Source organism: Pseudomonas brassicacearum, assembly GCF_003732175.1.
GTDB lineage: Bacteria > Pseudomonadota > Gammaproteobacteria > Pseudomonadales > Pseudomonadaceae > Aquipseudomonas > Aquipseudomonas brassicacearum_G.
Window position 1 is genome coordinate 287216 of sequence record NZ_MOBI01000020.1, and the last position, 24427, is coordinate 311642.

The 24427-nt window shown below is 59.1% G+C and carries 26 protein-coding genes; 15 read left to right on the top strand and 11 right to left on the bottom strand.

Features of this window, described 5'->3' with window-relative positions; all coding sequences use genetic code 11:
- Positions 1-11: 11 nt before the first annotated feature.
- A complete protein-coding gene (gene astA, locus BK658_RS19180) occupies positions 12-1046 on the top strand; it encodes an arginine N-succinyltransferase (RefSeq protein WP_123583640.1) in 1035 nt (344 codons plus the stop codon).
- Positions 1047-1199: 153 nt separating this feature from the next.
- Here astA and BK658_RS19185 read toward each other — a convergent pair whose 3' ends face one another.
- Positions 1200-1532 (bottom strand): hypothetical protein, encoded by a 333-nt coding sequence (locus BK658_RS19185; protein WP_123583641.1) that lies wholly within the window; start codon positions 1530-1532, stop codon positions 1200-1202.
- 1010 nt (positions 1533-2542) lie between these two features.
- A complete protein-coding gene (locus tag BK658_RS19190; RefSeq protein WP_123583642.1) occupies positions 2543-3427 on the bottom strand; it encodes a LysR family transcriptional regulator in 885 nt (294 codons plus the stop codon).
- 148 nt (positions 3428-3575) lie between these two features.
- Here BK658_RS19190 and BK658_RS19195 point away from each other — a divergent pair, with 148 nt between their 5' ends.
- Genes BK658_RS19195 through BK658_RS19205 form a run of 3 tightly spaced genes read left to right on the top strand, consistent with a single transcriptional unit; the run spans position 3576 to position 6175 of the window.
- The gene (locus BK658_RS19195) at positions 3576-4274 is read left to right on the top strand and encodes a CoA transferase subunit A (protein WP_123583643.1); all 699 of its coding nucleotides are present in this window, start codon (positions 3576-3578) and stop codon (positions 4272-4274) included.
- Positions 4275-4310: 36 nt separating this feature from the next.
- Positions 4311-4970, top strand: a complete 660-nt coding sequence (locus BK658_RS19200; protein WP_123583644.1) for a CoA transferase subunit B — start codon at positions 4311-4313, stop codon at positions 4968-4970.
- 23 nt (positions 4971-4993) lie between these two features.
- Positions 4994-6175, top strand: coding sequence for an acetyl-CoA C-acetyltransferase (locus BK658_RS19205; protein ID WP_123583645.1), 1182 nt, complete (start codon positions 4994-4996; stop codon positions 6173-6175).
- A gap of 125 nt (positions 6176-6300) precedes the next feature.
- Here the strand turns inward: BK658_RS19205 and BK658_RS19210 are convergent, their stop codons facing one another.
- Entirely contained in the window at positions 6301-6846 is a 546-nt protein-coding gene (locus BK658_RS19210) for a DUF4174 domain-containing protein (protein ID WP_123583646.1), read from the bottom strand.
- 544 nt (positions 6847-7390) lie between these two features.
- Between BK658_RS19210 and BK658_RS19215 the strand changes: the two genes are divergently transcribed.
- On the top strand, positions 7391-8437 hold the full coding sequence (locus tag BK658_RS19215) for a class I SAM-dependent methyltransferase (protein ID WP_123583647.1): 1047 nt from the start codon (positions 7391-7393) through the stop codon (positions 8435-8437).
- 54 nt (positions 8438-8491) lie between these two features.
- Here BK658_RS19215 and BK658_RS19220 read toward each other — a convergent pair whose 3' ends face one another.
- Positions 8492-9277, bottom strand: a complete 786-nt coding sequence (locus BK658_RS19220) for a sulfite exporter TauE/SafE family protein (RefSeq protein ID WP_123583648.1) — start codon at positions 9275-9277, stop codon at positions 8492-8494.
- Positions 9278-9563: 286 nt separating this feature from the next.
- On the opposite strand from BK658_RS19220, the gene BK658_RS19225 reads away from it, so the two are divergent.
- The 6 genes from BK658_RS19225 to BK658_RS19250 all read left to right on the top strand — a co-directional run bounded on the left by BK658_RS19225 (position 9564) and on the right by BK658_RS19250 (position 14862).
- Positions 9564-10340: an ABC transporter substrate-binding protein gene (locus BK658_RS19225; RefSeq protein WP_019689781.1), complete on the top strand. Its 777-nt coding sequence runs from the start codon at positions 9564-9566 to the stop codon at positions 10338-10340.
- Positions 10341-10525: 185 nt separating this feature from the next.
- On the top strand, positions 10526-11215 hold the full coding sequence (locus BK658_RS19230) for an ABC transporter permease (RefSeq protein WP_123583649.1): 690 nt from the start codon (positions 10526-10528) through the stop codon (positions 11213-11215).
- A 17-nt stretch (positions 11216-11232) separates the two neighbouring features.
- Positions 11233-11928 carry an ABC transporter permease gene (locus tag BK658_RS19235; RefSeq protein ID WP_123583650.1) on the top strand — a complete coding sequence of 232 codons (696 nt, stop codon included), beginning with the start codon at positions 11233-11235 and terminating at the stop codon, positions 11926-11928.
- 9 nt (positions 11929-11937) lie between these two features.
- On the top strand, positions 11938-13050 hold the full coding sequence (locus tag BK658_RS19240) for a succinylglutamate desuccinylase/aspartoacylase family protein (RefSeq protein WP_123583651.1): 1113 nt from the start codon (positions 11938-11940) through the stop codon (positions 13048-13050).
- A gap of 18 nt (positions 13051-13068) precedes the next feature.
- Entirely contained in the window at positions 13069-13833 is a 765-nt protein-coding gene (locus BK658_RS19245; RefSeq protein WP_123583652.1) for an ABC transporter ATP-binding protein, read from the top strand.
- Between the two features lie 120 nt (positions 13834-13953).
- Positions 13954-14862 carry a MurR/RpiR family transcriptional regulator gene (locus BK658_RS19250; protein ID WP_123583653.1) on the top strand — a complete coding sequence of 303 codons (909 nt, stop codon included), beginning with the start codon at positions 13954-13956 and terminating at the stop codon, positions 14860-14862.
- Positions 14863-14871: 9 nt separating this feature from the next.
- On the opposite strand, the gene BK658_RS19255 is transcribed toward BK658_RS19250, so the two are convergent.
- Both BK658_RS19255 and BK658_RS19260 read right to left on the bottom strand, forming a co-directional pair.
- Positions 14872-15183 (bottom strand): AzlD domain-containing protein, encoded by a 312-nt coding sequence (locus BK658_RS19255; protein ID WP_024264669.1) that lies wholly within the window; start codon positions 15181-15183, stop codon positions 14872-14874.
- Positions 15183-15881 carry an AzlC family ABC transporter permease gene (locus BK658_RS19260; RefSeq protein WP_123583654.1) on the bottom strand — a complete coding sequence of 233 codons (699 nt, stop codon included), beginning with the start codon at positions 15879-15881 and terminating at the stop codon, positions 15183-15185. Before BK658_RS19260 ends, BK658_RS19255 begins: the two co-directional genes overlap by 1 nt.
- Positions 15882-16206: 325 nt before the next feature.
- Between BK658_RS19260 and pcsA the strand changes: the two genes are divergently transcribed.
- The 3 genes from pcsA to BK658_RS19275 all read left to right on the top strand — a co-directional run bounded on the left by pcsA (position 16207) and on the right by BK658_RS19275 (position 17799).
- Positions 16207-16908, top strand: coding sequence for a phosphatidylcholine synthase (pcsA, locus tag BK658_RS19265; protein WP_404943190.1), 702 nt, complete (start codon positions 16207-16209; stop codon positions 16906-16908).
- An 11-nt stretch (positions 16909-16919) separates the two neighbouring features.
- Positions 16920-17321: a DUF488 domain-containing protein gene (locus tag BK658_RS19270; RefSeq protein WP_123583656.1), complete on the top strand. Its 402-nt coding sequence runs from the start codon at positions 16920-16922 to the stop codon at positions 17319-17321.
- Positions 17322-17394: 73 nt separating this feature from the next.
- A complete protein-coding gene (locus BK658_RS19275; RefSeq protein ID WP_123583657.1) occupies positions 17395-17799 on the top strand; it encodes a cupin domain-containing protein in 405 nt (134 codons plus the stop codon).
- 188 nt (positions 17800-17987) lie between these two features.
- Here BK658_RS19275 and BK658_RS19280 read toward each other — a convergent pair whose 3' ends face one another.
- The 4 genes from BK658_RS19280 to BK658_RS19295 all read right to left on the bottom strand — a co-directional run bounded on the left by BK658_RS19280 (position 17988) and on the right by BK658_RS19295 (position 21553).
- Complete coding sequence (locus tag BK658_RS19280; protein WP_123583658.1) at positions 17988-18371, bottom strand: VOC family protein; 384 nt, start codon at positions 18369-18371, stop codon at positions 17988-17990.
- A 92-nt stretch (positions 18372-18463) separates the two neighbouring features.
- Positions 18464-19582 (bottom strand): S-(hydroxymethyl)glutathione dehydrogenase/class III alcohol dehydrogenase, encoded by a 1119-nt coding sequence (locus tag BK658_RS19285; protein ID WP_123583659.1) that lies wholly within the window; start codon positions 19580-19582, stop codon positions 18464-18466.
- 102 nt (positions 19583-19684) lie between these two features.
- Positions 19685-20653, bottom strand: a complete 969-nt coding sequence (locus BK658_RS19290) for an ABC transporter substrate-binding protein (protein ID WP_123583660.1) — start codon at positions 20651-20653, stop codon at positions 19685-19687.
- An 87-nt stretch (positions 20654-20740) separates the two neighbouring features.
- Positions 20741-21553, bottom strand: coding sequence for a phytanoyl-CoA dioxygenase family protein (locus BK658_RS19295; protein ID WP_123583661.1), 813 nt, complete (start codon positions 21551-21553; stop codon positions 20741-20743).
- A 109-nt stretch (positions 21554-21662) separates the two neighbouring features.
- Between BK658_RS19295 and BK658_RS19300 the strand changes: the two genes are divergently transcribed.
- On the top strand, positions 21663-22577 hold the full coding sequence (locus tag BK658_RS19300; RefSeq protein WP_123583662.1) for a LysR family transcriptional regulator: 915 nt from the start codon (positions 21663-21665) through the stop codon (positions 22575-22577).
- A gap of 235 nt (positions 22578-22812) precedes the next feature.
- Here the strand turns inward: BK658_RS19300 and hutH are convergent, their stop codons facing one another.
- Complete coding sequence (gene hutH / locus BK658_RS19310) at positions 22813-24336, bottom strand: histidine ammonia-lyase (protein ID WP_123583663.1); 1524 nt, start codon at positions 24334-24336, stop codon at positions 22813-22815.
- Positions 24337-24427: the final 91 nt, after the last annotated feature.

The following is a 24427-nucleotide window of genomic DNA, read 5'->3' on the forward strand; positions in this document are numbered from 1 at the left end:
GGAGCTCCATCATGATCGTGCGCCCGGTTCAAATGACCGACCTGCCTGCATTACTGGAGCTGGCACGCCGCGCCGGCCCGGGGTTCACCACGCTGCCGGCCAACGAAGAACGTCTGACCCTGCGTATACGCTGGGCGCAGCGAACCTTTGCCGGGCAGGTTGAACGGGCTGACGCCGATTATCTGTTTGTGCTCGAAGATGACGATCAGCAAGTGATCGGCGTCAGCGCCCTGGCAGGTGCAGTCGGGCTGCGCGAGCCCTGGTACAACTATCGCGTCGGGTTGACGGTCAACACTTCCGCGGACCTAGGCATCCGTCGACAAATTCCGACCTTGTTCCTCAATAACGAGATGACCGGCCAATCGGAAATCTGCTCGTTGTTCCTGCGCCCGGATCAGCGCCAGCGCCATAATGGCCGGCTGCTGTCGGTCGCACGATTACTGTTTGTCGCCGAGTTCCCACACTTGTTCGGCGAAAAACTGATCGCCGAACTGCGCGGCAGCGCCGACGAGCACGGATGCTCGCCGTTCTGGGACAGCCTGGGTCGACATTTTTTCAAAATGGATTTCAGCCACGCCGATCACCTGTCCGGGCTCGGTAACAAGTCGTTCATCGCCGAGCTGATGCCACGTCAGCCGCTGTACACCTGCCTGCTCACCGAGCAAGCTCAGGCGGTGATCGGCAAGGCCCATCAAAACGCCGAACCTGCGCGCAGAATCCTCTGCAACGAAGGCTTTGCCCATAAGGGTTACATCGACATCTTCGACGGCGGTCCGGTCATCGAAGCCCAGATCTCGAAAATCCGTGCCGTGCGCAACAGCCAGTCGCTGGACCTGATGGTCGGCACACCTGACGACAATGCACCACTCTGGCTGATCCATAATCAGCGCCTGGAAAACTGCCGCATCACCGCCGCCCCTGCCCGACTGGTCGGCAACAGCTTGCTGGTCGATCGCCTGACCGCCAAGCGCCTGCAATTGCAACCGGGCAGCTCGGTACGCGCCGTGCCGTTGCTCAAGCAACAACGGCAGGCAGTTGCCGCATAATGTGCCAAACAAACAGCAAAAAACCCGCACATGGCGGGCTTTCTGCTTGATGGGGTCAAATCCTTTTGTCAGCTCAATCTGCGCTCCAGGATGTGAGTAATTCGTGAAAAACCTGTCGTAGGATCGAGAAAAAGACAGACTGCACTGAACACTCTATTTATCTGACTCCAAAACCGGCTCCGGCAACCGCCGCCCGAGCACATCCAGCAGATCACAGCCATCACGCAACGGAATGGCGCACAGCAAGGCGAAATCGTTGAGGATCACCGAATCGCTGGCAATCTCCCCGCGCATCGCCAGATTCTCCAGCACCTGAGTCACCGCACGAATGCGATAACGGGCAGCGTCGAGCAGGATATCGAGCGGCGCGTGGGTGTCGACGAACAGGGTCGGCATGTCAGAGCAGTTGCTGGTGAGGGCCATGTAGCGGTTGGAAGGATGGGAGGTTGGCGGGACGTAGGGTGGATTGGGGGTGTAGGTGTTCATTATTGAAGCCTCTAGTAGGTATGGAAGCTGCCATCGGCCTTCCTACAGGCTTGGGTGGCAGCTATACGCGGGGTAGGAATACCGAGTACCAGAGAAACTCGACCACGCCGAAGCATGCCCGCGCATAGCCGCCGCAGCTGATCTTACGGGCACACAGTAACGGCCGCAAATCAGGTGTCGACGCTTACGCGTCTCTCATGGTTTTGAAGGGTTCCTACACCCTGTCACTGAATGTGCAGTGACACCTGAAGCCTATCGATGAAGCCCAATTCACGCCAGTTCATGGACACCGCCAAAACGTGCGGGAAATCTCCGACGAGCTTGCCCAGAAACCTCACCGCTTGATTCGATCGTTCCCATGCTCCGCGTGGGAATGCATCCCCTGACGCTCCGCGTCAGCTCGTGAATCGGAACGCGGAGCGTCCCGGGCGGCATTCCCACGCGGAGCGTGGGAACGATCTCAAGCCCTACGCGCCCCAACCACTCAGGCCGGCTGTCAGGCCGCCGTGCTGTGGCTTTTGATCTTGATCCACCCGCCCCTATCGGGAGGCCGAGTGGAGGTGTTCATCAGGGGGTGGGCGCGCAGCGCCGTACGGCGCAGCCGGACACATCGAGAGGAGGTCGTCGCGCAGCAGACCGTAGGCGATGCCCCCTGATGGACACCGGAGTGAGGGGACGCCGAGCCTAAGCGAGGTGCCGTACGCTTGGGGCGAAGACCTTTGCTTCCTTTGGGGCGTCTGCCAAAGGGAGTCGCCGTCAGGGCGAAACCCTAAGTGGCCGTTACCGCAGAAATGGATATGTACACCTGCGGGAGATTGGCCGGCTGTCAGGCCGCCATCGCGAGCAGGCTCGCTCCCACAGTTTGATTGGTGTACATCAGCAAGAGATTGGTCGGCTGTCAGGCCGCCTTCGCGAGCAAGCTCGGCTCCTACAGGTTTGATTGGTGTACATCTGCGGGAGATTGGTCGGCTATCAGGCCGCCAAGGTCAACAGATCGCAGCCTGCGGCAGCTACAGGCTAACTTCGTCCTTGAGAATGTCGAACAACGCCTGCGCCGCCGCCGACAGCTCATGACCCGGCTTGGTCAACACCCCAATGGCCCGCTCAATCACCGGATCAGTCAAAGTAATGCAACACGCCCCAAGCTCACGCATCTGCTCGACACATAATGCCGGCACCGCACTCACGCCAAGCCCACTGGCGACCATCCGCCCGACGGTCGCCAACTGATGACTCTCAAACTCCACCGGCAACTTCATCTGCCGCGCCTGCAAGTGCTCCTCAAGCATCACCCGCACCGTTGACGGCCGCTGCAACGTGATAAACGGCTGCTCCAGCAGGGTTTGCCAGTCAATCTCGGCACGCTCAGCCAGCGGCGAATCACTCGGCACTACCGCGACAAAGCGATCCATGTACAACGGGGTGAATTCCAGCGACGAACTCTGCGTCGGCTCGAACGCCACGCCAAGCTCCACATGACGGTCACGGACCATCTCCAGCACCTGCTCGTTGATCACGTCGTTCACCGTGACGTTGACCTTCGGATAACGCGCGCGAAAGGTCTTGAGAATCGGCGGCAGCAAATTGCCGGCAAACGAGGGCATCGCCGCCAGCGTCACCCGCCCTCGCTGCAAGGTGAAACGCTGGCGCATTTCATCCTCGGCGTTGTCCCAGTCAGCGATCAACCGCCGGGCCAGCGGCAGCAGGGACTCGCCTTCCGGGGTCAGCGCAACGTTGCGGGTCGTGCGGCTAAACAGCCGCCCGCCGAGTCCGTCTTCCAGCGCCTTGATGGTCAAACTCAACGCCGACTGCGACAGGTGCAGCCGCTCACAGGCCACTGCAAAACTCAAACTCTGCGCCACCGCCAAAAACGCCCTGATCTGCTTGACTGTCATCACCGTTCCTCACCATGCTGACTACAATCGATTGCTGAGTTTTATCTATCAATCAACCTTAAAAATCAACTTATCAAATCAATCTGATAGAGCAACACTCCACTCCATACGGCTAGCCAGCCGCCCACAAAGAATAAAAGAGGTGCATATGGCAGGTTTCGACAAGCGCGTGAGTTCCTATGAAGAAGCTCTGGCGGGCCTTGAAGACGGTATGACCGTGATCTCTGGAGGCTTCGGGTTGTGCGGTATTCCGGAAAACCTGATCGCCGAGATCAAGCGCAAAGGTACCCGCGATCTGACCGTGGTTTCCAACAACTGCGGCGTCGACGGTTTTGGTCTCGGCGTACTGCTGGAAGACCGCCAGATCCGCAAAGTGGTCGCCTCCTATGTCGGTGAAAACGCCCTGTTCGAAAAACAACTGCTGAGCGGCGAGATTGAAGTCGTGCTGACCCCGCAAGGCACCCTGGCGGAAAAAATGCGCGCTGGCGGCGCTGGCATTCCGGCGTTCTTTACCGCCACCGGCGTCGGCACTCCAGTCGCCGAGGGCAAGGAAATCCGTGAATTCAAGGGCCGTCCGTACCTGATGGAAGAGTCCATTACCGGCGACTTCGCCATCGTCAAAGGCTGGAAAGCCGACCACTTCGGCAACGTGATCTACCGCCACACCGCGCAGAACTTCAACCCGCTGGCCGCCACTGCCGGCAAGATCACCGTGGTCGAAGTCGAAGAGATCGTCGAACCCGGCGAGCTGGACCCAACACAGATCCACACCCCAGGCATCTACGTCGACCGGGTCATCTGCGGCACGTTCGAAAAACGCATCGAACAACGCACCGTGAGCAAGTGATCCTCGCCCCCAGCCCGAACAGTGGAGAATAAAAAAATGGCTCTTACCCGCGAACAAATGGCTCAACGCGTTGCCCGCGAAATGAAAGACGGCTACTACGTGAACCTCGGCATCGGCATTCCGACCCTGGTCGCCAACTACATCCCCGAAGGCATGGAAGTCATGCTGCAATCGGAAAACGGCCTGCTCGGCATGGGCGCCTTTCCGACCGACGATAAAGTCGACGCCGACATGATCAACGCCGGCAAGCAGACCGTTACCGCCCGTATCGGCGCCTCGATTTTTTCGTCTGCCGAATCCTTCGCGATGATCCGCGGCGGCCACATCGACCTCACCGTGCTCGGTGCATTTGAAGTCGACGTACAGGGCAATATCGCCTCGTGGATGATCCCCGGCAAACTGGTCAAGGGCATGGGCGGCGCGATGGACCTGGTGGCTGGCGCAGACAACATCATCGTGACCATGACCCACGCCTCCAAGGACGGTGAATCGAAGCTGCTGCCCCATTGCAGCCTGCCGCTGACCGGCGCCAACTGCATCAAGCGCGTGTTGACCGATCTGGCCTACCTGGAAATCGAAAACGGTGCGTTCATCCTCAAGGAGCGTGCTCCCGGTGTGAGCGTCGAGGAAATCGTCAGCAAGACAGCTGGTAAACTGATCGTTCCCGAGCATGTTCCGGAAATGCAGTTCGCCTGAACCGCACCCTGAGGAGAAATTCGATGCAAGACGTTGTGATTGTTGCCGCCACCCGTACCGCCATTGGCAGTTTTCAGGGTTCGTTGGCCAGCATCCCGGCACCGGAACTCGGTGCCGCAGTGATTCGTCAATTGCTCGCACAAACCGGTCTGGCCGCGGATCAGGTCGATGAAGTGATCCTCGGTCAGGTGCTGACCGCAGGTTCCGGCCAGAACCCGGCGCGTCAGGCGTCGATCCTCGCCGGCCTGCCTCACGCCGTACCGGCGCTGACCCTGAACAAGGTCTGCGGCTCGGGCCTCAAGGCCCTGCACCTGGGTGCGCAAGCGATTCGGTGCGGCGACGCCGAGGTGATCATCGCCGGTGGTATGGAAAACATGAGTCTGGCGCCGTACGTGTTGCCGGCCGCTCGTACCGGTCTGCGCATGGGCCACGCGAAAATGGTCGACAGCATGATCAGCGACGGCCTGTGGGATGCGTTCAACGACTACCACATGGGCATCACCGCCGAGAACCTGGTGGACAAGTACCAGCTGACCCGTGAGGAGCAGGACGCGTTCGCCGCCGCTTCGCAACAAAAAGCCACGGCGGCTATCGCAGCCGGGCGTTTTGCCGACGAGATCACGCCGATCCTGATCCCACAGCGCAAAGGTGATCCATTGTCCTTCGCGGTCGACGAACAACCGCGCGCCGAGACCACTGCTGCGTCGCTGGCCAAGCTCAAACCAGCCTTCAAGAAGGATGGCAGCGTCACCGCTGGCAACGCCTCTTCGCTGAATGACGGTGCTGCTGCAGTGCTGTTGATGAGCGCCGACAAGGCCAAGCAATTGGGCTTGCCGGTACTGGCAAAAATCGCCGCCTACGCCAATGCCGGCGTCGATCCGGCGATCATGGGCATTGCTCCCGTTTCCGCGACCCGCCGCTGCCTCGACAAGGCCGGCTGGAGCCTTGATCAGCTGGACCTGATCGAAGCCAACGAAGCCTTCGCCGCACAATCGCTGGCGGTCGGCAAAGAGCTGGAATGGGATGCAAGCAAGGTCAACGTCAACGGTGGCGCCATTGCCTTGGGCCACCCGATTGGTGCGTCCGGTTGCCGGGTGCTGGTGTCGCTGCTGCACGAAATGATCAAGCGTGATGCCAAGAAAGGCCTTGCCACCCTGTGCATCGGTGGCGGTCAGGGCGTGGCCCTGGCGATTGAGCGGGCCTAAACCCACAGGCGTTCAACAGTCAGCGTGCGGACCCACGATATCCGCTCGCTGACTGGCAACACACCCGGCGCAACTTCGGTGGCGCCGGGTCTTTTTTTGCCTTGCGCAAAGGCGGTGCGCGACGATCAATCATCCAAGGGTTGCGGTGGCGCAGCCGGTTTTGCAGCCTTGCCGCCCTTCCCCGCTTTACCGCCCTTGACCGGCGTTGCCTCTACGGGCGGCGGCGCAGGTGGCGCTGCCTCTTTCTCGGCAGCTGGAAGCTGGTCAATGGTAGCGAACAGATCCTTGGCCTCGATCGGGCCGAGGTGGTCGAGTTTTTTCTCGCCGTCCTTACCCACCAAAATGACCTTGGTCTCGCCACTGACGCCCAATTTCAACTCGCGAATCAGCGCCATGGTGGTTTGTGCATCGAGGTCCTTGCCGTCACGTTGGCCCATGAGATTGACCACGGTGTACAGCACCATATTGCGTTCTTTGAAGGCCTGGCTGTTGGCCGGTTCCGCCAGGGATTTTTTCAGGCTGACCAGTGTCGGGTCGATGCTGCTGGGAGCGATAACGATCAGCGGCCGGTTCCTGCCGCGTTCCTGGGCCAGGGGCGTGTCGTTGTCTGCGGCGAATAGAGGGCCGGCGACAGCGAGCAGAGTTGCAAGGGTCAGTGACCGAATGAGCATGCGCATCTCCTTTTGATTTCCACACTTTATGATTGCGCATCAAAGCGAAAGATCCAGATCAGTCGCCTGAATTTTCTATCACCATGTTGCGAAGCTTAGGCGAGCGGGCTTAATCCGCAACCGTATATAGCGACACGGGTTCAGGTCATTCCGTTTGTCCAGGCTCGCACCAGCAGGTGCCAAAACACGCGGCGCAGGGTTTTATCGCGTACTACACTTAGTTTGTCCCCCGTAGGGGGGACGTTGCCAAATCCGGATCCGTAAGCAGCGGGTTTGTCGAAGAAGCCCGCTCTGGACGCTGGAGCCAATGGCTACTCGTAATCGTCCTGTGGGGCACTGCCCCACAGTGACGTCATGCAGGACGACGTTTTCGCGTCCAACTCGCCCGGACATGTCGCGTGTCCGGGCATTCGCGTGGCAGACGGTTTGGCTTCACAACGCGCCTGCTGTGTCGTCCTGATCATCCATCCGACTGCCGCCTGAAAGGTTGCTGCCTCTGCACACGCCCTCCTTCACCGGTGGTCTTTTTTCAGGAGGAGCGGTTATGGACGAAGCCAAACTCAATGACTTCATGGGCAAGGTGGTTTCCGACATGGGCGGCGCAGCGATGCTCGCGAACATGATCCTGGGCGATGAACTCGGTTTGTACCGGGCGATGGCCGACAGCCAGCCTGTCACCCCTGAAGCGCTGGCCAGCAAGACTGGCTGCAATGCGCGACTGTTGCGCGAATGGCTCAGCGCCCACGCAGCCTCTGGCTACATGGAGCACGTCGACGGGAAATTCCGCCTGCCAGAAGAGCAAGCCCTGGCACTGGCGGTCGAGGACTCACCGGTTTATGTCGCAGGCGGCGCCGCAGTGATTGCCTCGTTTTACCATGACAAAGACAAGCTGATCGCCGCCATGCGCGGCAATGGTGCCCTCGCCTGGGGCGATCACCACCGCTGCATGTTCAGCGGCACCGAGCGCTTCTTCAGACCCGGCTACCGCGCACACCTGGTCGGCGAGTGGTTACCTGCGCTTGAAGGCGTGGTGGACAAACTGCAAGCCGGGGCCAAGGTCGCGGATGTCGGTTGCGGCCACGGCGCTTCAACGGTGGTCATGGCCAAAGCGTTCCCGGCCTCCAATTTTGTCGGCTTCGACTATCACGCGCCGTCCATCACCACTGCCACCCAACGTGCTGAAGAAGGTGGCGTGGCCGATCGCGCTCGCTTCGTTCAGAGTACCGCCAAGAACTTTCCAGGCAATGACTACGACTTGATCTGCTACTTCGATTGCCTCCACGACATGGGCGACCCGGTGGGCGCTGCCAAACATGCCTATGAGTCGCTCAAGCCCGACGGAACGGTGCTGCTGGTGGAGCCGTATGCCAATGACCATCTCGACGAAAACGCGACCCCGGTAGGACGGCTGTTCTATGCCGCGTCGACGTTCATCTGCACACCTAACTCGCTGTCTCAGGAAGTCGGCCTGGGGCTCGGGGCCCAAGCAGGTGAAGCACGGCTGCGGGATGTATTCACCCAGGCCGGATTCAAGCATTTCCGCCGGGCAGCAGAGACACCGTTCAACCTGATTCTGGAGGCGCGTAAATAATCGCGGGGGTATGCCTCAGGCATGGCGCTGAGAGGGACAGCACCATGCCGGGGATCAAAACACTAATTTGTAGCCGATAAACACCAGCATGACCGCCAGGCAAGGACGCAAGACACCATCAGAAATACGCCCGGACAAATGACTGCCCACGTAGATTCCCGGCAATGACCCCATCAGCAGAAAACCCAACAGGTGCCAATCCATGTTGCCCATGCTCGCGTGCCCCAACCCTGCGACCAGGGTCAGCGGTACGGCGTGGGCGATTTCTGTGCCGACCAGACGTCTGGTCGGCAGGAACGGGTACAGGATAAACAGTGCGACAGTCCCCAGTGCGCCAGCGCCGATGGACGTCAATGCGACCATCAGGCCGAGTAGCGCGCCGGTAACGACGGTCAGCAGGTTCAGGTTGCGGTTACTCAAATGGTAATGGTCGCCCGCGTGTTTCTGGGCAAACGCCAGCAGCTGGCGTTTGAAGAAAATCGCCAGCGCCGTCAGCAACAGCACCACCCCCAAGGCCTGTTTGATAATCGCATTGGTCGTTTGCGGATCGGTATTGAAGTACTTCAGGAACACCAGGGTCAGAGCGACCGCAGGCACGCTGCCCAGCGTCAGCCAGCCGGTAATTTTCCAGTCGATGTTCCTGTGCTTTTGATGAACCAGCACGCCACCGGACTTGGTGATCGCGGCGTACAGCAAATCCGTCCCGACAGCGGTGGCCGGATTGATGCCGAACCATAGAAGAATCGGCGTCATCAACGAGCCTCCCCCCACACCGGTCATTCCGACAACGAACCCGACAACCAAGCCTGCGACTACAAAACCCAAATTACCGAAGTCCATTGCCATACCCTGCAAACCAGCGCGACGACTAAAAAATCTCGCAGGCAGCATAGCGATTTTTCTTATAACCACTTATACCAATATGATCTGAATTTATAACTTTCGGCAATTTCGCCTTGACCGTCTGGCTGACACAGCAGCCTGTTTTGATATTTTTATTTTCACTAATTTGATTTATGGAATAAAACGTGTCATTTATACGCTCCATGGACACGTAACCCGCTGCACACCCCCGCCAGACCGGAAGGCATTCACCCCCAAACACCCTATCCACGGAGTCAACAATATGAACAAGACCGGACTTCTGGCTGCTCTGGCATTTTGCGCCGTCAGCACCCTGGCTCACGCCGACGAAGACAGCTTGCGTATCGGTATCGAAGCCGCCTACCCGCCGTTCTCCTTCAAGACCCCGGAAGGCAACATCAGCGGGTTCGACTACGACATCGGCAACGCCTTGTGCGAAGAAATGAAGATCAAATGCCAGTGGGTCATCCAGGAATTCGACGGGATGATCCCTTCGTTGAAAGTGCGCAAGATCGATGCGGTGCTGTCGTCGATGTCGATTACCGACGACCGCCTGAAGTCAGTCGACTTCAGCGAAAAGTACTATCACACCCCCGGCAAGTTCGCGGCGAAGGCCGGCCAGGCGATCAATGACCCGAAGGTCGATCTCAAAGGCAAGAAACTCGGTGTGCAACGCTCCTCCACCTACGACCGTTACGCCACCGAGCAACTGGCGCCCGCCGGCGTCGAGGTCGTGCGTTACTCCTCGCAAAATGAAGCCTTCCTGGACCTGGCGTCGGGCCGACTGGACGCCACCCTCGCCGACATCGTCAACACCAACGAGAGCTTCATCAAGACGCCGGCCGGTAACGGCTTCGCCCTGGTGGGACCGGACATCAATGACCCGAAATACTTCGGCCGGGGCGCCGGGATTGCGCTGCGCAAAGGCGATACCGCGAACGCGGCACGCCTGAACACGGCGATTGATGCGATCCGTGCCAATGGCAAGTACCAGCAGGTCATGGCCAAGTACTTCGCGTTCGATATCTACGGCGAATAAGCCTTGTGGGAGCGAGCTGGCTCCGGGCGGCGTTCCGACGATGACGGCAGCACATTCAACATCAATGTTGACTGATATTCCGCTATCGCGAGCAGGCTCGCTCCCACAGGTTTGCACCTTGATTGATAGCAATTAACCCGTATGGTCCCGCGCGCCTGTCGGCGCTTCGGGTGAGGAACTTCATCATGCTTCACGGCTACGGATCGAGCATTCTCGATGGCGCCTGGCTGTCGATCAATCTGGCTCTGAGCTCCATGGCACTGGCCATTACCCTGGGCCTGATCGGCGCGGCGTTTCGCCTCTCGCCGCTCAAATGGTTGTCGACGCTGGGCGAAGGCTACACCACGGTGATTCGCGGTATCCCCGACCTGGTACTGATTCTGCTGATTTTCTACGGCGGCCAGGACCTGGTGAACCGCATGGCCCTCGGGCTCGGTTACACCCACTACATCGACATCAACCCGTTTGTGGCGGGTGTCTGCACCATGGGTTTCATCTTCGGCGCCTACCTCTCGGAAACCTTTCGCGGTGCCTTCATGGCGATCCCGCAAGGTCAGGCTGAAGCCGGCGCGGCCTACGGTATGAGTAGCGCCCAGGTGTTCTGGCGGATTCTGGTGCCGCAGATGATTCGCTTCGCGATTCCCGGCTTCACCAACAACTGGCTGGTGCTGACCAAATCCACGGCGTTGATATCGGTGATCGGCCTGCAGGACATGATGTTCAAGGCCAAGAACGCCGCCGACGCGACCCATGAACCCTTTACGTTTTTCCTCGCGGTGGCAGCGCTGTACCTGGTGCTGACCAGTGCCTCGTTGCTGGTGCTACGCACGCTGGAAAAACACTACTCGGTCGGCATCAAAGCCGCCGTTCTGTGAGTGGGAGCGAACCGACCATGCTCGACTACAACCTGATCTGGGAAAACCTGCCGCTGTATTTCAGTGGCGCGTTATTGACCCTCAAAGTACTGCTGATTTCCCTGGCCTTTGGCCTGATGCTGGCCGTTCCGCTGGCGTTGATGCGCGTCTCCCGCTCGCCACTGATCAACTTCCCGGCGTGGCTCTACACCTACGCCATTCGTGGCACGCCAATGCTGGTACAGCTGTTTTTGATCTATTACGGCCTGGCGCAGTTCGAAGCGGTACGCCAAAGCGTGTTCTGGCCATACTTGTCCAGCGCGACCTTTTGCGCCTGCCTGGCCTTTGCGATCAACACCAGTGCCTACAGCGCAGAGCTGCTGGCCGGCAGTCTGAAGTCCACACCCAACGGCGAGATCGAAGCCGCCAAGGCGATGGGCATGTCGCGCCTGACCCTGTACCGCCGCATTCTGCTGCCCTCGGCCCTGCGCCGTGCGTTGCCGCAATACAGCAACGAAGTGCTGATGATGCTGCAGACCACCAGCCTGGCGTCGATCGTCACCCTGGTCGACATCACCGGTGCGGCGCGTACGGTCAGCTCGCGGTTCTACCTGCCGTTCGAAGCGTTCATCACCGCCGGCCTGATCTACCTGGCCCTGACCTTCATTCTCGTGCGCCTGTTCAAGCTCGCCGAACGTCACTGGCTGGCGTACCTGGCCCCACGCAAGCACTAAGGAAGTCCCATGGAACACATCCACTACGTTTTGCCCTGGAGCGCCTGCGGCACTGAACGCACGCTGTCGCTGTTTCGATTTGGCAGCGGCTCGCGCAAGGCTTACATCCAGGCATCCCTGCACGCCGACGAACTGCCCGGCATGCGCGTCGCCGTCGAACTCAAGCGCCGTCTGCGCGAGCTGGAATTACAAGGCCGCCTGACCGGTGTGATCGAGTTGGTGCCGATGGCCAATCCGATCGGTATCGGGCAAATGTTCCAGGCCACCCATCAGGGACGCTTCGAATTCAACAGCGGCAAAAACTTCAACCGTGACTTCCCGGAACTGGCCGAAGCCGTGGCCGTGCAGTTGAAAGGCCAACTGGGCGAGGATGCCGATGCCAACGTGGCACTGATCCGTCGTGCCATGATCGAGGTCATTGCCGACATGCCGCTGGCCGAATCGGAACTCGACGGCCTGCGCCGCCTGCTGTTGCAGCACGCCTGCGATGCCGATGTGGTGCTGGACCTGCACTGCGATTTCGAGTCGATCATGTTGCTGTATGCCCTGCCGCAAAACTGGCCGCGCCTGCGTTCACTGGCCGCACGCCTGAACGCTGGCGCCGTGCTGTTGGCCGAGGACGCCGGCGGCAATGCCTTCGATGAAGCCTGCGCGATCCCCTGGTTGCGCCTGGCCGAACTGTTCCCGCTGGCGAACATTCCACTGGCCTGCGTGGCGACCACCATCGAACTGCGCGGCATGGCCGACACTGAACGTGAACCGTGCATGGCCAGTGCCGAGCAGATCCTCGGCTACCTGGCCGAACAAGGCCTGATCCGCGGCGACTGGCCAGACGCGCCAGCCACCTGCTGCGATGCGACACCCTTCGCCGGCGCGCAATACGCCTATGCGCCACACCCCGGCGTGGTGAGTTTTCTGCAACCGCTGGGTGCCCGCGTCTCGGTCGGCGACCCGCTGTTCGAAGTGCTCGATCCGTTGACCGATCGCCACAGCGTGGTGAAGGCCAGCACCGACGGCATTCTTTATGCCCGCGAACGCCTGCGCTTTGCCCAACCGGGCTTGTGGCTGGCCAAGGTCGCAGGCTCTACCCCTATTCGCCAGGGTCGCTTGCTCAGCGACTGACTCAAGAGAATCGACACCATGAACACACTTGAAATTCAGGACCTGCACAAACGCTACGGCACCCACGAAGTGCTCAAGGGCGTGTCCCTGGAAGCCAAAGCCGGCGACGTGATCAGCATCATCGGCTCCAGCGGCTCGGGCAAAAGTACCTTCCTGCGCTGCATCAACCTGCTGGAGCAACCCAACTCAGGCAACATCCTGCTCAATGGCGAGCAGCTGAAACTGGTCGCCAACAAAATCGGCGGACTCAAAGCGGCCGAGCCGAAACAGCTGCAACGCATGCGCTCGCGGCTGGCGATGGTGTTTCAACACTTCAACCTCTGGTCGCACATGAGCGCCCTGGAAAACGTCATGGAAGCACCAGTGCATGTGCTGGGCCTGGACAAGAAGCTGGCCCGGGAAAAGGCCGAGCACTACCTGAACAAGGTCGGCGTAGCTCATCGCATGGGTGCTTATCCGGCGCACATGTCAGGTGGCGAGCAACAGCGCGTGGCGATTGCTCGCGCACTGGCGATGGAGCCAGAGGTGATGTTGTTCGATGAACCGACTTCGGCCCTCGACCCGGAGCTGGTCGGTGAAGTGCTTAAGGTCATGCAGGACCTGGCCCTGGAAGGCCGGACCATGGTGGTGGTGACCCACGAAATGGGCTTTGCCAGGGAGGTGTCGAACCAACTGGTGTTCCTGCACAAAGGTCAGGTCGAAGAACGTGGCAACCCGCGTGAAGTGCTGGTCAACCCACAGTCCGAACGCCTCCAGCAGTTTCTGGCCGGCAGCCTGAAGTAAGCCGCTTGCCGACCGTTCCGGGTGCTGCACGCCAACGGTCGGCTTCGGATACACTGGCGCGCACTCATGTCAGGGACCAGACCTGGTCCCTTCCAACCTCCTGCGGATGTTGAGCCGGTTATGCCTACTCCTTCGAAAAACACCACGGTCTATGCCGCGCCGGTCATGCGCAAACTGGCAGAAATTCTTGCCGACTTGCAGCCGTCACTGCGCAAGGTGGCAGACTTCATCCTGCGTCATCCGCTGAAGGCCGCGACACTGACCATCGAAGAGATGGCCCATGAAACCGCCACCTCACCGGCGGCGGTCAACCGTCTGGCCAAGGCGTTGGACCTGGGCGGTTACAGCGGCATGAAAGCCGAGCTGGTGGCGACCTTGCAGCAGATGGTCTCCCCGGTGGACAAACTGCGTAACGAACTGGCTCACCGTCCCGGTGGTGCGTTCGGGCTGCATGAGCAGATCCAGAGCGCCACCAGCAACCTCGGCACCGCCGGCACCAACAATCACCCTGACACCTTCGAAGCCGTGGTCACCTGCCTGATCGAGGCGCGCAAGATCTACATCCTCGGGTTTGGCAACAGCGTCTACATGGCCGGTCTCGCGGCCTCGACGCTGATGCCGTTCTGCGCCGACGCCACGGCAATCAGCATGGAAGGCGGCAACGAAAACGCCGCCTATCGACTGGCAGCGATTACCGATCAGGACGTGCTGCTGGCGATCTCGCTGCCGCGTTATTCCCTCGATACCCTGCAACTGTCGCGCTTTGCCCATGAGCGTGGCGCGACGGTGCTGGCAATCACCGATTCGCCCGCCTCGCCCTTGACTCACATTGCTCAGCACGTGCTATTTGCGCCGGCCGACCACCCGGTGTTGACCAGTTCCAATATCGCGGTATTGGCGCTGATCGAAGGCCTGGTCGCCGGCGTGATGGCGCGCAATAAAGAAGCGGTGAAGCTGGCGACCGAACTCACCGAAAGCGTGATGAATTACCTGCACATTCCCGGCAGCAGCAAAACCTCGAAAAAGTGAGGCGGCGCGTCACAGCCACCAGCGCAGCAGGAAAAAGAAGCCCATGCTCAGCAGCATGCTGATCAGGGTACTGCGGGTGTAGAGCACCAGGCCGATGGCGACCAGTGAACTGATCAGGTACGGATTGTCGTACTGCAGATTCAGTTGATGGTCGGGCATGAATACGATCGGCCCGCAGATTGCCGTGAGCATGCCCGGCACCGCAAATCCGAGAAATTGCCGCGCGTTGCTGCTCAGACGCACCGGCAACCGTGGTTCAAGGAACACATAGCGGTTGAGGAAAACCAGCACGCCCATTCCGAAAATAACCGCCCAGACCATCATGTGCGCGCTCCATAAAACTTGTTGCAGACAAACCCGGCACTCATCCCCAGCAAGCCGGCCAGCACCAGCGCCGAGCCCCAGTGCCAATGGTTGAACAGCACCGAGCAGAACAGCGAAACCGCCACACAGACAACCGTCGGAACGTTGCGCACCACGGGGGTGATCAATGCAATAAACGTGGCTGCGATGGAAAAATCCAGGCCCAGGTGTTCAAGGCCCGGAATGCTGCTGCCCAGCACAATCCCGGCGAGGGTGAAGAGGTTCCACGCCACATAAAAGGTCAGGCCCACCCCGAGGGCATACCAGCGATTGAACTGCCGTTGGTCAAATTGACTGGTCAGCGCGAACAGTTCATCGGTGAGCAAAAAGCCCAGCCCTACCCGCCAGCGACCTGGCAACGGCGAAACCACCGGACGCATGCTCATGCCGTACAGCAGGTGTTGCGAGGTCAGGAGCAAGGTGGTCAGCAGAATCGAGAAAATCCCGGCGCCGCCCTTGAGCATCCCGATCGCGACCAACTGCGCAGCCCCCGCAAAGACAATGCTCGACAGCCCCTGGCCTTGCAGTGGAGTGAGGTTGGCCTCAATGGCCATCGAACCTGCCAACAGCCCCCATGGCGCAGTCGCCAGGGACAAGGGCATGACGGCAGTGGCACCGCGCAGGAAAGCACTGCGCGGCAATAGATTGTCAGACATAGCTCTCTACAACGAAGGAAAGGTTGCTAACTGTGTCAGCCGATCAGCCCCCTGTCTTGAACAATCTTGCGTAATTGCGCTTCAGGCGCAGGCCGGTGGTTGAGCACTGACCAGTAAAAAGTACTGATCGATAGACATGGCAGCGACAGGAGATGGTCTACTTTTAATGGATGTCGACTTCGGGTCGTTTGAGCGCAGGTGAACCTTATCGCCGGATACCCGGTCGATAGGTGCAGCCCAGCCAGGTTTGCCGGTGACCCCGTCGGTGGTAGCAACTGGCCCGTATCATTCGCTGGAGAACGCCCCCTTGATAACGACCCGACGCATGGCCACGCTTAAAGCCTGGGGCGCCCACGGTTTTACCGCAACCGGCGTGGTGACCGCCTTCCTGGCAACCCTCGCCTTGTTCGATAACCAGCCCAGAGCCTGCCTGCTGTGGCTGGGTGTGGCGCTGATCGTCGACGGTGTGGACGGCGCGCTGGCGCGCAAGGTGAATGTCCAAACGGTACTGCCGCATCTCGACGGGTCCATACTGGATCTGGTCATCGACTACCTGACCTACGTGTTCATCCCGGCCCTGTTCATCTACCGTTACATCGACTTGCCGGCCTACACCCCGCTGCTGACCACCTCGGTGATCCTGGTGTCGTCGCTCTATTGCTTCTGCAACGTCAACATGAAGAGCAAGGACAACTACTTCCAGGGTTTCCCTGCCGCGTGGAACGTCGTCACCCTGTGTCTCTACATCATTGCGCCGACACCCTGGCTGACGCTGCTCACCATCATCGGCCTGGCGCTGTTGACGGTGACCCGGATGAAGTTCCTGCACCCGTTTCGCGTGCGGCGGTTCATGCCGATCAACATTGCCGTGACATCCATCTGGTTGCTGTGCAGCCTGTCACTGGTCCTCAACCACCCGACCGTCAACCCTTGGGTCATGGGGCTGTGGCTTGCGATGTCGGCTTACTTCCTGGGGATCTGCATCTGCCGCTCGGCCGCTGACTGGCTTGAGCGCACCCACCATTAATGGAGGCATGAATGCCTATCCATATCGTGCAACTGGGCACACCCCGTACACCCCATGAAGGCCTGCGCCTGGGCACAGTCCGCCGCCCACCTCGTGGCGTTCCGAAAGCCGAATTCGCCAGCCGCGACTTCTACGATACCTGGGTCCCCGTCCTGTCTCCCAGCGCAGAGCTGGTAGCTGAAGCCAAAGCCGCAGAAGACGAAAAAGACTGGGAGGCCTTTCGACGTAAATTCAAGGCCGAAATGAACCACCCCGCCCCCAGCCAATTGCTGGATCTGCTGGCCGCCCTGTCCCATCAAACGTCGCTGGCCATCGGTTGCTACTGCAAGGAAGAACGCCACTGCCATCGTTCGGTGTTGCGGGAGTTGTTGAAGGCTCGTGGAGCGGTGATTGTGGCGGCTCAAGAGGTATAACCGGTCTTGGATATCAGAAGCTAACACCACAGAAAAACAGTACTGTTAGCGCTAATAAACCTGAGCGTCGACCATGAATAAATATCTATCAATTTCTATTTTAGTCGGAACCATGATGGCTGCTCACCCAACCATGGCTACAGATACTGCGCCTGCCGCAAAAGAGACAGAAACATTGCAGAGGATTGCGGTAAATGGAACTAACCGTGAGTTGGGCATGGGAATCTCGGAGTTTCCGCCCAATGCAGAAAAACCGCGTCACCGGGCTATCGGACCCGAGATTGTGTACGTCATCCAAGGAGAAATAATCGTTCTTATTGATGGGCAACTGGCGAAAACCGTTCGCGCAGGCGAGAGCTATCAACTTGCAGCGAAAGACGTTCATACCACCAAAGCTGGCCCATCCGGGGCAAAAACAATTGCTTCCTGGGTAACCATCCCAGGCAAACAGTTCAACATCTACACCAATAAAGAATAGGATATTCTTTATTTCTCGAACATTTTCAATCATGGTGGGTTGCGAATAACCCATTAGGTTTTTCTGACCGCACAAGCGAAACCGAGACACGACGTCATTGCTGACGATGAGGCAGCCGTGCACGCTTGTGCCGAGCAGGTGTAGCTGGACTTAATGGCGAGGCATCCGTTGATGCCTCGTCCTGAAGCTTAGGCTGGCTTGAAACAGTACGCGGCCAGCTTGTTACCGTCGAGGTCTCGTGCGTAAGCCGCATAGGCGTTGGGTGCCCAGTTTCTTGGGCCCGGTGCTCCTTCATCGGTGCCGCCACTGGCCAGGGCTGCGGCGTGGAAGGCGTCAATTGCGGCGCGATCCGGTGCCTCGAAGCTAATGGTGACGCCGTTACCCACGCTGGCAGGGGCACCGTTGGCCGGTTTCAGAACGAAGAACGACGGGGCGTTCTCTCCCCAGATCGAGCCATTGTCCGCCAGATCGGCGATGCGTTTTTGGCCCAGCGTACCCAGTACGTTGTCATAAAAATCGCGAGCTTTTTGCAGATTGTTGGTACCGACGGTCACGTGAGTGAAGATGGTCATCTTAGTGTTCTCTTTGGTAGAAATGCGGTGGGTTGGTATTGCAGTTTTGCCAGGACGAGTCTCGTCTTGGCGCCATCGCCAAGCCTGTTGAGTCAGCGATCGAAATGGATGACGGTGCGGATGCTTTTGCCTTCATGCATCAGGTCGAAGGCCTTGTTGATGTCCTCCAGACCCATCGTGTGGGTAATGAAGGTGTCCAGCGGGATTTCGCCTTGCTGCGCCTTCTCGACATAGCTGGGCAGTTCGCTACGACCTTTCACACCGCCAAAGGCCGAGCCGCGCCAGACGCGGCCGGTCACCAGTTGGAACGGCCGGGTACTGATTTCCTGGCCCGCCCCCGCAACACCGATAATCACCGACTCGCCCCAGCCCTTATGACAGCACTCCAAGGCCGCGCGCATGAGATTGACGTTGCCGATGCACTCGAAGCAGTAGTCCACACCACCCTCCGTCATCTCGACTATCACGTCCTGGATCGGCCTGGTGTAATCCTTCGGGTTGATAAAGTCGGTGGCGCCCAATTGCCTGGCGATCTCGAACTTGGCAGGGTTGATATCGATCGCGATGATTCGGCCGGCCTTGGCCATGGTGGCGCCGATGATGGCTGCCAGACCAATGCCGCCAAGACCGAAGATGGCCACGCTGGCGCCCTCTTCCACCTTGGCCGTGTTGAGCACTGCGCCAATTCCGGTAGTCACGCCGCAACCAAGCAGACAGACCTTTTCCAGTGGCGCCGTCTTGGGAATCCTGGCCAGCGAAATTTCCGGCAACACGGTGTATTCGGAGAAAGTCGAAGTGCCCATGTAATGAAAAATCGGTTGACCCTTGTAGGAGAAGCGGCTGGTGCCATCTGGCATCAAGCCTTTGCCCTGAGTGGTACGGATCTTCTGGCAGAGATTGGTCTTGCCGGACGTGCAGAACTTGCACTCGCCGCATTCCGGGGTGTAGAGCGGGATTACGTGATCACCCACCGCTAAGGAGGTGACGCCCTCGCCAATGGCCTCGACGACACCGCCGCCCTCGTGACCAAGAATCACCGGAAAGATGCCTTCAGGATCAGCGCCCGACAGGGTAAAGGCATCGGTATGGCAGACGCCGGTTGCGATGATGCGCACCAGCACCTCACCGGCTTGCGGAGGCGCCACATCGACTTCGACAATTTGCAGAGGCTGGTTGGCTGCGAAGGCTACAGCGGCTCGCGATTTGATCATTGTATTTTTCCTGGGTGCAAAGGAACGCTTCGTAATTGGGCGAAGGAAAAACATTATTGGGATGAGCTATCAGAGAAAGGGCATCCATGCCCCTGTATCGCGTTAGAGCGTCGCGTCGATTTTTTTCGCTGCTGCTTCACTTACCCAGGTGTGCCAGATTTCCGGGTGTTCTTTGAAGAAAATCTTTGCCAGCTTGGGAGAATCAATGTGCTCTTTGGTCATCCGGGCCAAGTTCTGGTTTAACAGGTCGATCGGAAGATTGACCTTCTCCAGCACCGTAACCAGTTCTGGCGCCTGCTCATGGAAGACGCTAGACAGGCCCACTTGGATGCTGATCTTTTTGTCGATGCCCGGCTTCTCTTCCAGCTTGACCAGGTCGACTTGCCCCATCAACGGCGTCGGCGACCAGTAGTAGAAGAGAATAGGCTCGCCACGCTTATAGCTGGACAGTACTGCGGCATCCAGCGCCGGGCCGGTACCTGGGCGGAAGTTGGTGTAGCTGGCTTCGAGGCCGTAACTTTTCAGCATTTCGCTGTTTTCCAGTTCGCAGGTCCAGCCGGCCGGGCAGTTGTAAAAACGCCCCTTGCTCGGCTCCTCCTGATCCTTGAAGAGTCCGGCGTACTGGGTCAGATCAGCGATTCTTTTCAGGTCTGGCGCCTTGGGCTTGAGGTTGCGTTTAGTATCGCCATCGACCACATAACGCGGTACGTACCAGCCTTCGGTTGCACCGATAATCGGAGCGCCGACACCCACAACCTTCCCGGTGGCCGCAGCCTTGTTCCAGACTTCACTTCGACCGACCCATTCTTCAGCCAGCACTTGAATGTCGTTGCTGCTCAAGGCGTTCTCCATGGTGATGGAGTTACCCGGCAACGTGTCGATCCCGCAGCCGTAGCCTTCCTTGAGCACTATCTGCAACACATCGGTAAGCAACATGCCGCTTTCCCAATTGAGCCCGGCGAACTTCACCGGTTTACCCGACTCGCACCAACTGGCGGCTTGGCTCGTAGCGCTGCCGACCAATAGGCCGAGGGAAAGCAACGAGGTCATCAGGCTTTTTTTATATTTCATTATCGGATGCTCCTACACAGTGAACAGGACTATGGCTGTGCAGGTGCTGGCCACGGTCGTGGCGAACACCTGCCATCAACGTGGAACTCAATCTCCCTGATGTATCGTCGGGAACCAGTCTTCGCGCAGCCGTTGGCCGGTCTGCATGGCGTGCCCTGGATACGGTGGCGAGGTCCGCCCTGGACGCTCGAAGTAACGTATGTCGTCGCCGAGCCAGCGAAGCGACAACACACGTCGCCGCTGTGCCGATGCATTGCCCCTGGCGCCATGTACCGTCCGAAAATCGAACAGCACCGCATCGCCAGGTTGCATCTCCCACTCAAGAACTTGCATGCCCTCTTCCGTATCCGGATCGGGAGCATCGCGGTACCCGTCAGCGTCCTTGTAAAAATCGCTCTGATCAGCCCAGTGGACGGGTTTTATCCCTTTATCCCAACGATGTGAGCCAGCAAGCAGCCGCAGCGTCGACTCGCGTACCGGATCCACGGGTATCCAAAAACTGACGTTCTGGTTGCCTTCGACAAAGTAGTAGGGAATGTCTTGGTGCCAGGGCGTGGCTTTCTGCGCACCCGGTTCCTTAACCAGCACATGGTCATGGAAGAACTGCGCCGAACGCGAACGCATGACGGCCGCAGCGATGGAGGCGGCAGGTGACTGCTCCACCATTGCACGAAACTCTGGAATCCGCTGCCAGTTGCAATAGTCATCGAAAAAACCGCCCGGTTTGTCATCACTCTCGACGTATCTGCTGGCGTAAACGCCTGGCTCGACCAGGTTGCGTTCAATCCCGGCGGCAATAGTCTCGATCCAATCACTAAAAATACCGCGCAGGCAGACCGCTCCATCGCGCTGAAAAGCTTCGATGTCTTTTTCGTCGATGGTGTATGGGCTGTGTGTCATGACCTGAAACTCCCTCAAGCAAGAAATAAAGGTGGGCGCAGGACCAATATTCCATGACACTCAACAATGATAAAATAATATGTATTGATTTATCACCCAAGAAAAACCTATGAAGTTCAGCCTGCGACAACTCCGATACGCACTCGCTGCGGCCAAGCACAGCAACCTCACGCTGGCTGCCGAGGAGTTGCACGTTTCCCAGCCATCGATCTCCACAGCGATTACCGAACTGGAAATCCTTTTCGGCCAACCATTGTTTGTTCGTCAGAGAGGGCTCGGCGTGTCCCTGACCCCCTTCGGCCGCACGGTTATGGCCCAAGCCAAACGAGTGTTGGCCGAGGCGCGGACCTTTTCCGATATCGGGAGCAATAGCAGCGAGTTCGCCGGGGAACTGGTACTGGGTTGCTACGAAGACCTTGCTCCATATTGCCTGCCGCAGATCCTGAGACGTCTCCAGCAAGACTATCCTCAGGTCACTGTCGATATGCGCGAAGGGGGGTTCGAATACCTGGGTAAGCGCCTCGCTGAAGGCACCCTGGAGCTGGCGCTGACGTACGATCTGGGATTGCCGGTAAACATGGAATGCGTAGAGCTGTGCCAGCTGACCGCCCAGGCACTATTGTCGGCGGATCACCCGCTGGCAAACGAGACCAGTGTCAGTCTGGCAGCGCTCAGCGAGTGCAATCTGGTGGTAACTGATCAAGTCCATAGCTGGCAGCACGTGCTGGACCTGTTCAATTTCCATGGACACTCACCCGCTAGAGTACAACGCACACACAGCTTCGAGTTTCAACGCAGCCTGGTTGCAAACGGGTTTGGTGTGGCGCTGACCTATACGAGACCGTTCGGCGACCATAGCTACGATGGTCAGCCCCTGGTCTGTCGTCCCATACGCGAAGAGCTGCCCGCTCAACGCATCGTCTTGGCGTTTGATCAGCGCTACCCTTTAACTCCGCCGGCAGAAGCATTCAAACTGCAAGCGGTGGCCTGGTTCGCGGAACGACTGCCGTTTGCGTCAAGTTGAACAGGCAGCAAGCACACGGAGTTCAAATCTCGAGCGCACGGCATTGGGTCCAGAGCTGCGATCAACGAAGCCACTGACGTGTCTTTCAAAAGAAAGATCGCAACGTTACCGAGCGGCGCCAGCACGATACGAATGGCCTGGGGCAGCACGCCCCAACGCAAGACAATGCGATGCGCCATCCCGCCTTCTCAAACAAGGGATGGCGCCATGGCGCGGGTTATTGTGGGAGTCGGTTTCAGTTCAGGTTCGGTAAAGCGCTTTGCAGCAATGTCGGGTCTTTGAGTATCGACGCGGCGTTGGCAATATCCGGCGCCAGCCAACGGTCCTGGTCATAGGCCGGGACGCGTTCGCGCAGCAGCTTCCACGCCGTGTCGGTGCCGGAACCGAAGCGCTGCTCCCTGAGAAATTCGAAGGCCTGAGCCGCCAGCAGATACTCGATAGCGAGGATCTGCATGCAGTTTTCCAGCGCCCGGTGCAGTTTCAGCGCAGCGTTGGTGCCCATGCTCAGGTGATCTTCCTGAAGGCCCGAGGTGACGTAGTTGTCGAGCACCGCCGGTTGCGCCAACTGGCGGTTTTCCGCGCACAACGACGCGGCGACGTACTGGACGATCATCATCCCGGAGTTCACGCCGGGGTTGGCTACCAAAAACGCCGGCAAGCCACTGACGTGCGGATTGATCAAGCGGTCGAGGCGACGCTCGGCAATCGAACCGATTTCCGCCATGGCAATCGCCAGCAGGTCAGCAGCCAAAGCCACCGACTGGCCATGCGGGTTGGCTTGGGACATCACCCGGAAGTTGTCCGGAGTGCCCAGCAGCATCGGGTTATCGGTGATGGAATTGAGTTCGGTTTCGACCTGACGGATGGCATGGTCCAACTGATCCCGCGCCGCGCCGTGAACCTGCGGAATCGAACGGATGCTCAGCGCGTCCTGGGTGCGAATACCCTTGCTGCTGGCAATCACTTCACTGCCGTCCAACAAGCTGCGCAGATTGATACCGACTTTCTGCATACCCGGGTGCGGCTTGAGCGCAATGATTTCGGCGTCGAAAGCGGCGATCTGCCCACGCAGGGCCTCGAAGCTCATCGCACCGATCACGTCGGCCCACTGCACCAGTCGCGTGGCGTCGGCAATCGCCAGGCAGCTCAGGCCGGTCATGCACGGTGTGCCGTTGACCAGGCACAGACCATCTTTGGCACCGAGCTGCACAGGTTTCAGACCTTCTTCGGCGAGGGCCTGCTGCGCGGAAACGATCTGCCCGCGATAGCTGACCTGACCGACTCCCAGCAGGGCGATGCCGATGTGGGCCATGTGGGTCAGGTAGCCCACTGAACCCTGGGACGGCACTTGCGGGGTGATACCGCGGTTGAGCAACGCCAGCAGCGCTTCGACCACTTGCCGATGCACGCCGGATTTGCCATGGCTGTAGTTGATAATGGCCGCGCACATGATCGCCCGGGTCTGTTCATCGACCAGTGGCGCACCGACGCCACAGGCGTGGCTGAGCAAGGTGTTGCGCGACAACTGGCTCAGTTGCTCACCTTGCAAGGAGACGTTGCACAGCGCACCTAAACCTGTGTTGACGCCATAGGCGCGCTCACCGCTGACGACAATGCGCTGGACGATGGCCTGCGCGTTTTCGATCCGCGCCCAGGCAGCAGCCGACAACTCCAGCAGCGAGCCACCACGCGCGACAGCAACCACATCCTGCCAACGCAACGGGGCATCGGCGATAACGATTTTTTCAGCCTGGGACATCTTCAACCTCACCGTACAAACCTGAATTTATGTGCAGCTGTTCCGACGCTATCGCGAGCAAGCTCGCTCCCACATTGAAACGCGTACCCTG

Coding starts and splice junctions, on each gene's coding strand:
- astA (WP_123583640.1), top strand. CDS start 12: ATGATCGTGCGCCCGGTTCAAATGACCGACCTGCCTGCATTACTGGAG.
- BK658_RS19185 (WP_123583641.1), bottom strand. CDS start 1,532: ATGAACACCTACACCCCCAATCCACCCTACGTCCCGCCAACCTCCCAT.
- BK658_RS19190 (WP_123583642.1), bottom strand. CDS start 3,427: ATGACAGTCAAGCAGATCAGGGCGTTTTTGGCGGTGGCGCAGAGTTTG.
- BK658_RS19195 (WP_123583643.1), top strand. CDS start 3,576: ATGGCAGGTTTCGACAAGCGCGTGAGTTCCTATGAAGAAGCTCTGGCG.
- BK658_RS19200 (WP_123583644.1), top strand. CDS start 4,311: ATGGCTCTTACCCGCGAACAAATGGCTCAACGCGTTGCCCGCGAAATG.
- BK658_RS19205 (WP_123583645.1), top strand. CDS start 4,994: ATGCAAGACGTTGTGATTGTTGCCGCCACCCGTACCGCCATTGGCAGT.
- BK658_RS19210 (WP_123583646.1), bottom strand. CDS start 6,846: ATGCTCATTCGGTCACTGACCCTTGCAACTCTGCTCGCTGTCGCCGGC.
- BK658_RS19215 (WP_123583647.1), top strand. CDS start 7,391: ATGGACGAAGCCAAACTCAATGACTTCATGGGCAAGGTGGTTTCCGAC.
- BK658_RS19220 (WP_123583648.1), bottom strand. CDS start 9,277: ATGGACTTCGGTAATTTGGGTTTTGTAGTCGCAGGCTTGGTTGTCGGG.
- BK658_RS19225 (WP_019689781.1), top strand. CDS start 9,564: ATGAACAAGACCGGACTTCTGGCTGCTCTGGCATTTTGCGCCGTCAGC.
- BK658_RS19230 (WP_123583649.1), top strand. CDS start 10,526: ATGCTTCACGGCTACGGATCGAGCATTCTCGATGGCGCCTGGCTGTCG.
- BK658_RS19235 (WP_123583650.1), top strand. CDS start 11,233: ATGCTCGACTACAACCTGATCTGGGAAAACCTGCCGCTGTATTTCAGT.
- BK658_RS19240 (WP_123583651.1), top strand. CDS start 11,938: ATGGAACACATCCACTACGTTTTGCCCTGGAGCGCCTGCGGCACTGAA.
- BK658_RS19245 (WP_123583652.1), top strand. CDS start 13,069: ATGAACACACTTGAAATTCAGGACCTGCACAAACGCTACGGCACCCAC.
- BK658_RS19250 (WP_123583653.1), top strand. CDS start 13,954: ATGCCTACTCCTTCGAAAAACACCACGGTCTATGCCGCGCCGGTCATG.
- BK658_RS19255 (WP_024264669.1), bottom strand. CDS start 15,183: ATGGTCTGGGCGGTTATTTTCGGAATGGGCGTGCTGGTTTTCCTCAAC.
- BK658_RS19260 (WP_123583654.1), bottom strand. CDS start 15,881: ATGTCTGACAATCTATTGCCGCGCAGTGCTTTCCTGCGCGGTGCCACT.
- pcsA (WP_404943190.1), top strand. CDS start 16,207: ATGGCCACGCTTAAAGCCTGGGGCGCCCACGGTTTTACCGCAACCGGC.
- BK658_RS19270 (WP_123583656.1), top strand. CDS start 16,920: ATGCCTATCCATATCGTGCAACTGGGCACACCCCGTACACCCCATGAA.
- BK658_RS19275 (WP_123583657.1), top strand. CDS start 17,395: ATGAATAAATATCTATCAATTTCTATTTTAGTCGGAACCATGATGGCT.
- BK658_RS19280 (WP_123583658.1), bottom strand. CDS start 18,371: ATGACCATCTTCACTCACGTGACCGTCGGTACCAACAATCTGCAAAAA.
- BK658_RS19285 (WP_123583659.1), bottom strand. CDS start 19,582: ATGATCAAATCGCGAGCCGCTGTAGCCTTCGCAGCCAACCAGCCTCTG.
- BK658_RS19290 (WP_123583660.1), bottom strand. CDS start 20,653: ATGAAATATAAAAAAAGCCTGATGACCTCGTTGCTTTCCCTCGGCCTA.
- BK658_RS19295 (WP_123583661.1), bottom strand. CDS start 21,553: ATGACACACAGCCCATACACCATCGACGAAAAAGACATCGAAGCTTTT.
- BK658_RS19300 (WP_123583662.1), top strand. CDS start 21,663: ATGAAGTTCAGCCTGCGACAACTCCGATACGCACTCGCTGCGGCCAAG.
- hutH (WP_123583663.1), bottom strand. CDS start 24,336: ATGTCCCAGGCTGAAAAAATCGTTATCGCCGATGCCCCGTTGCGTTGG.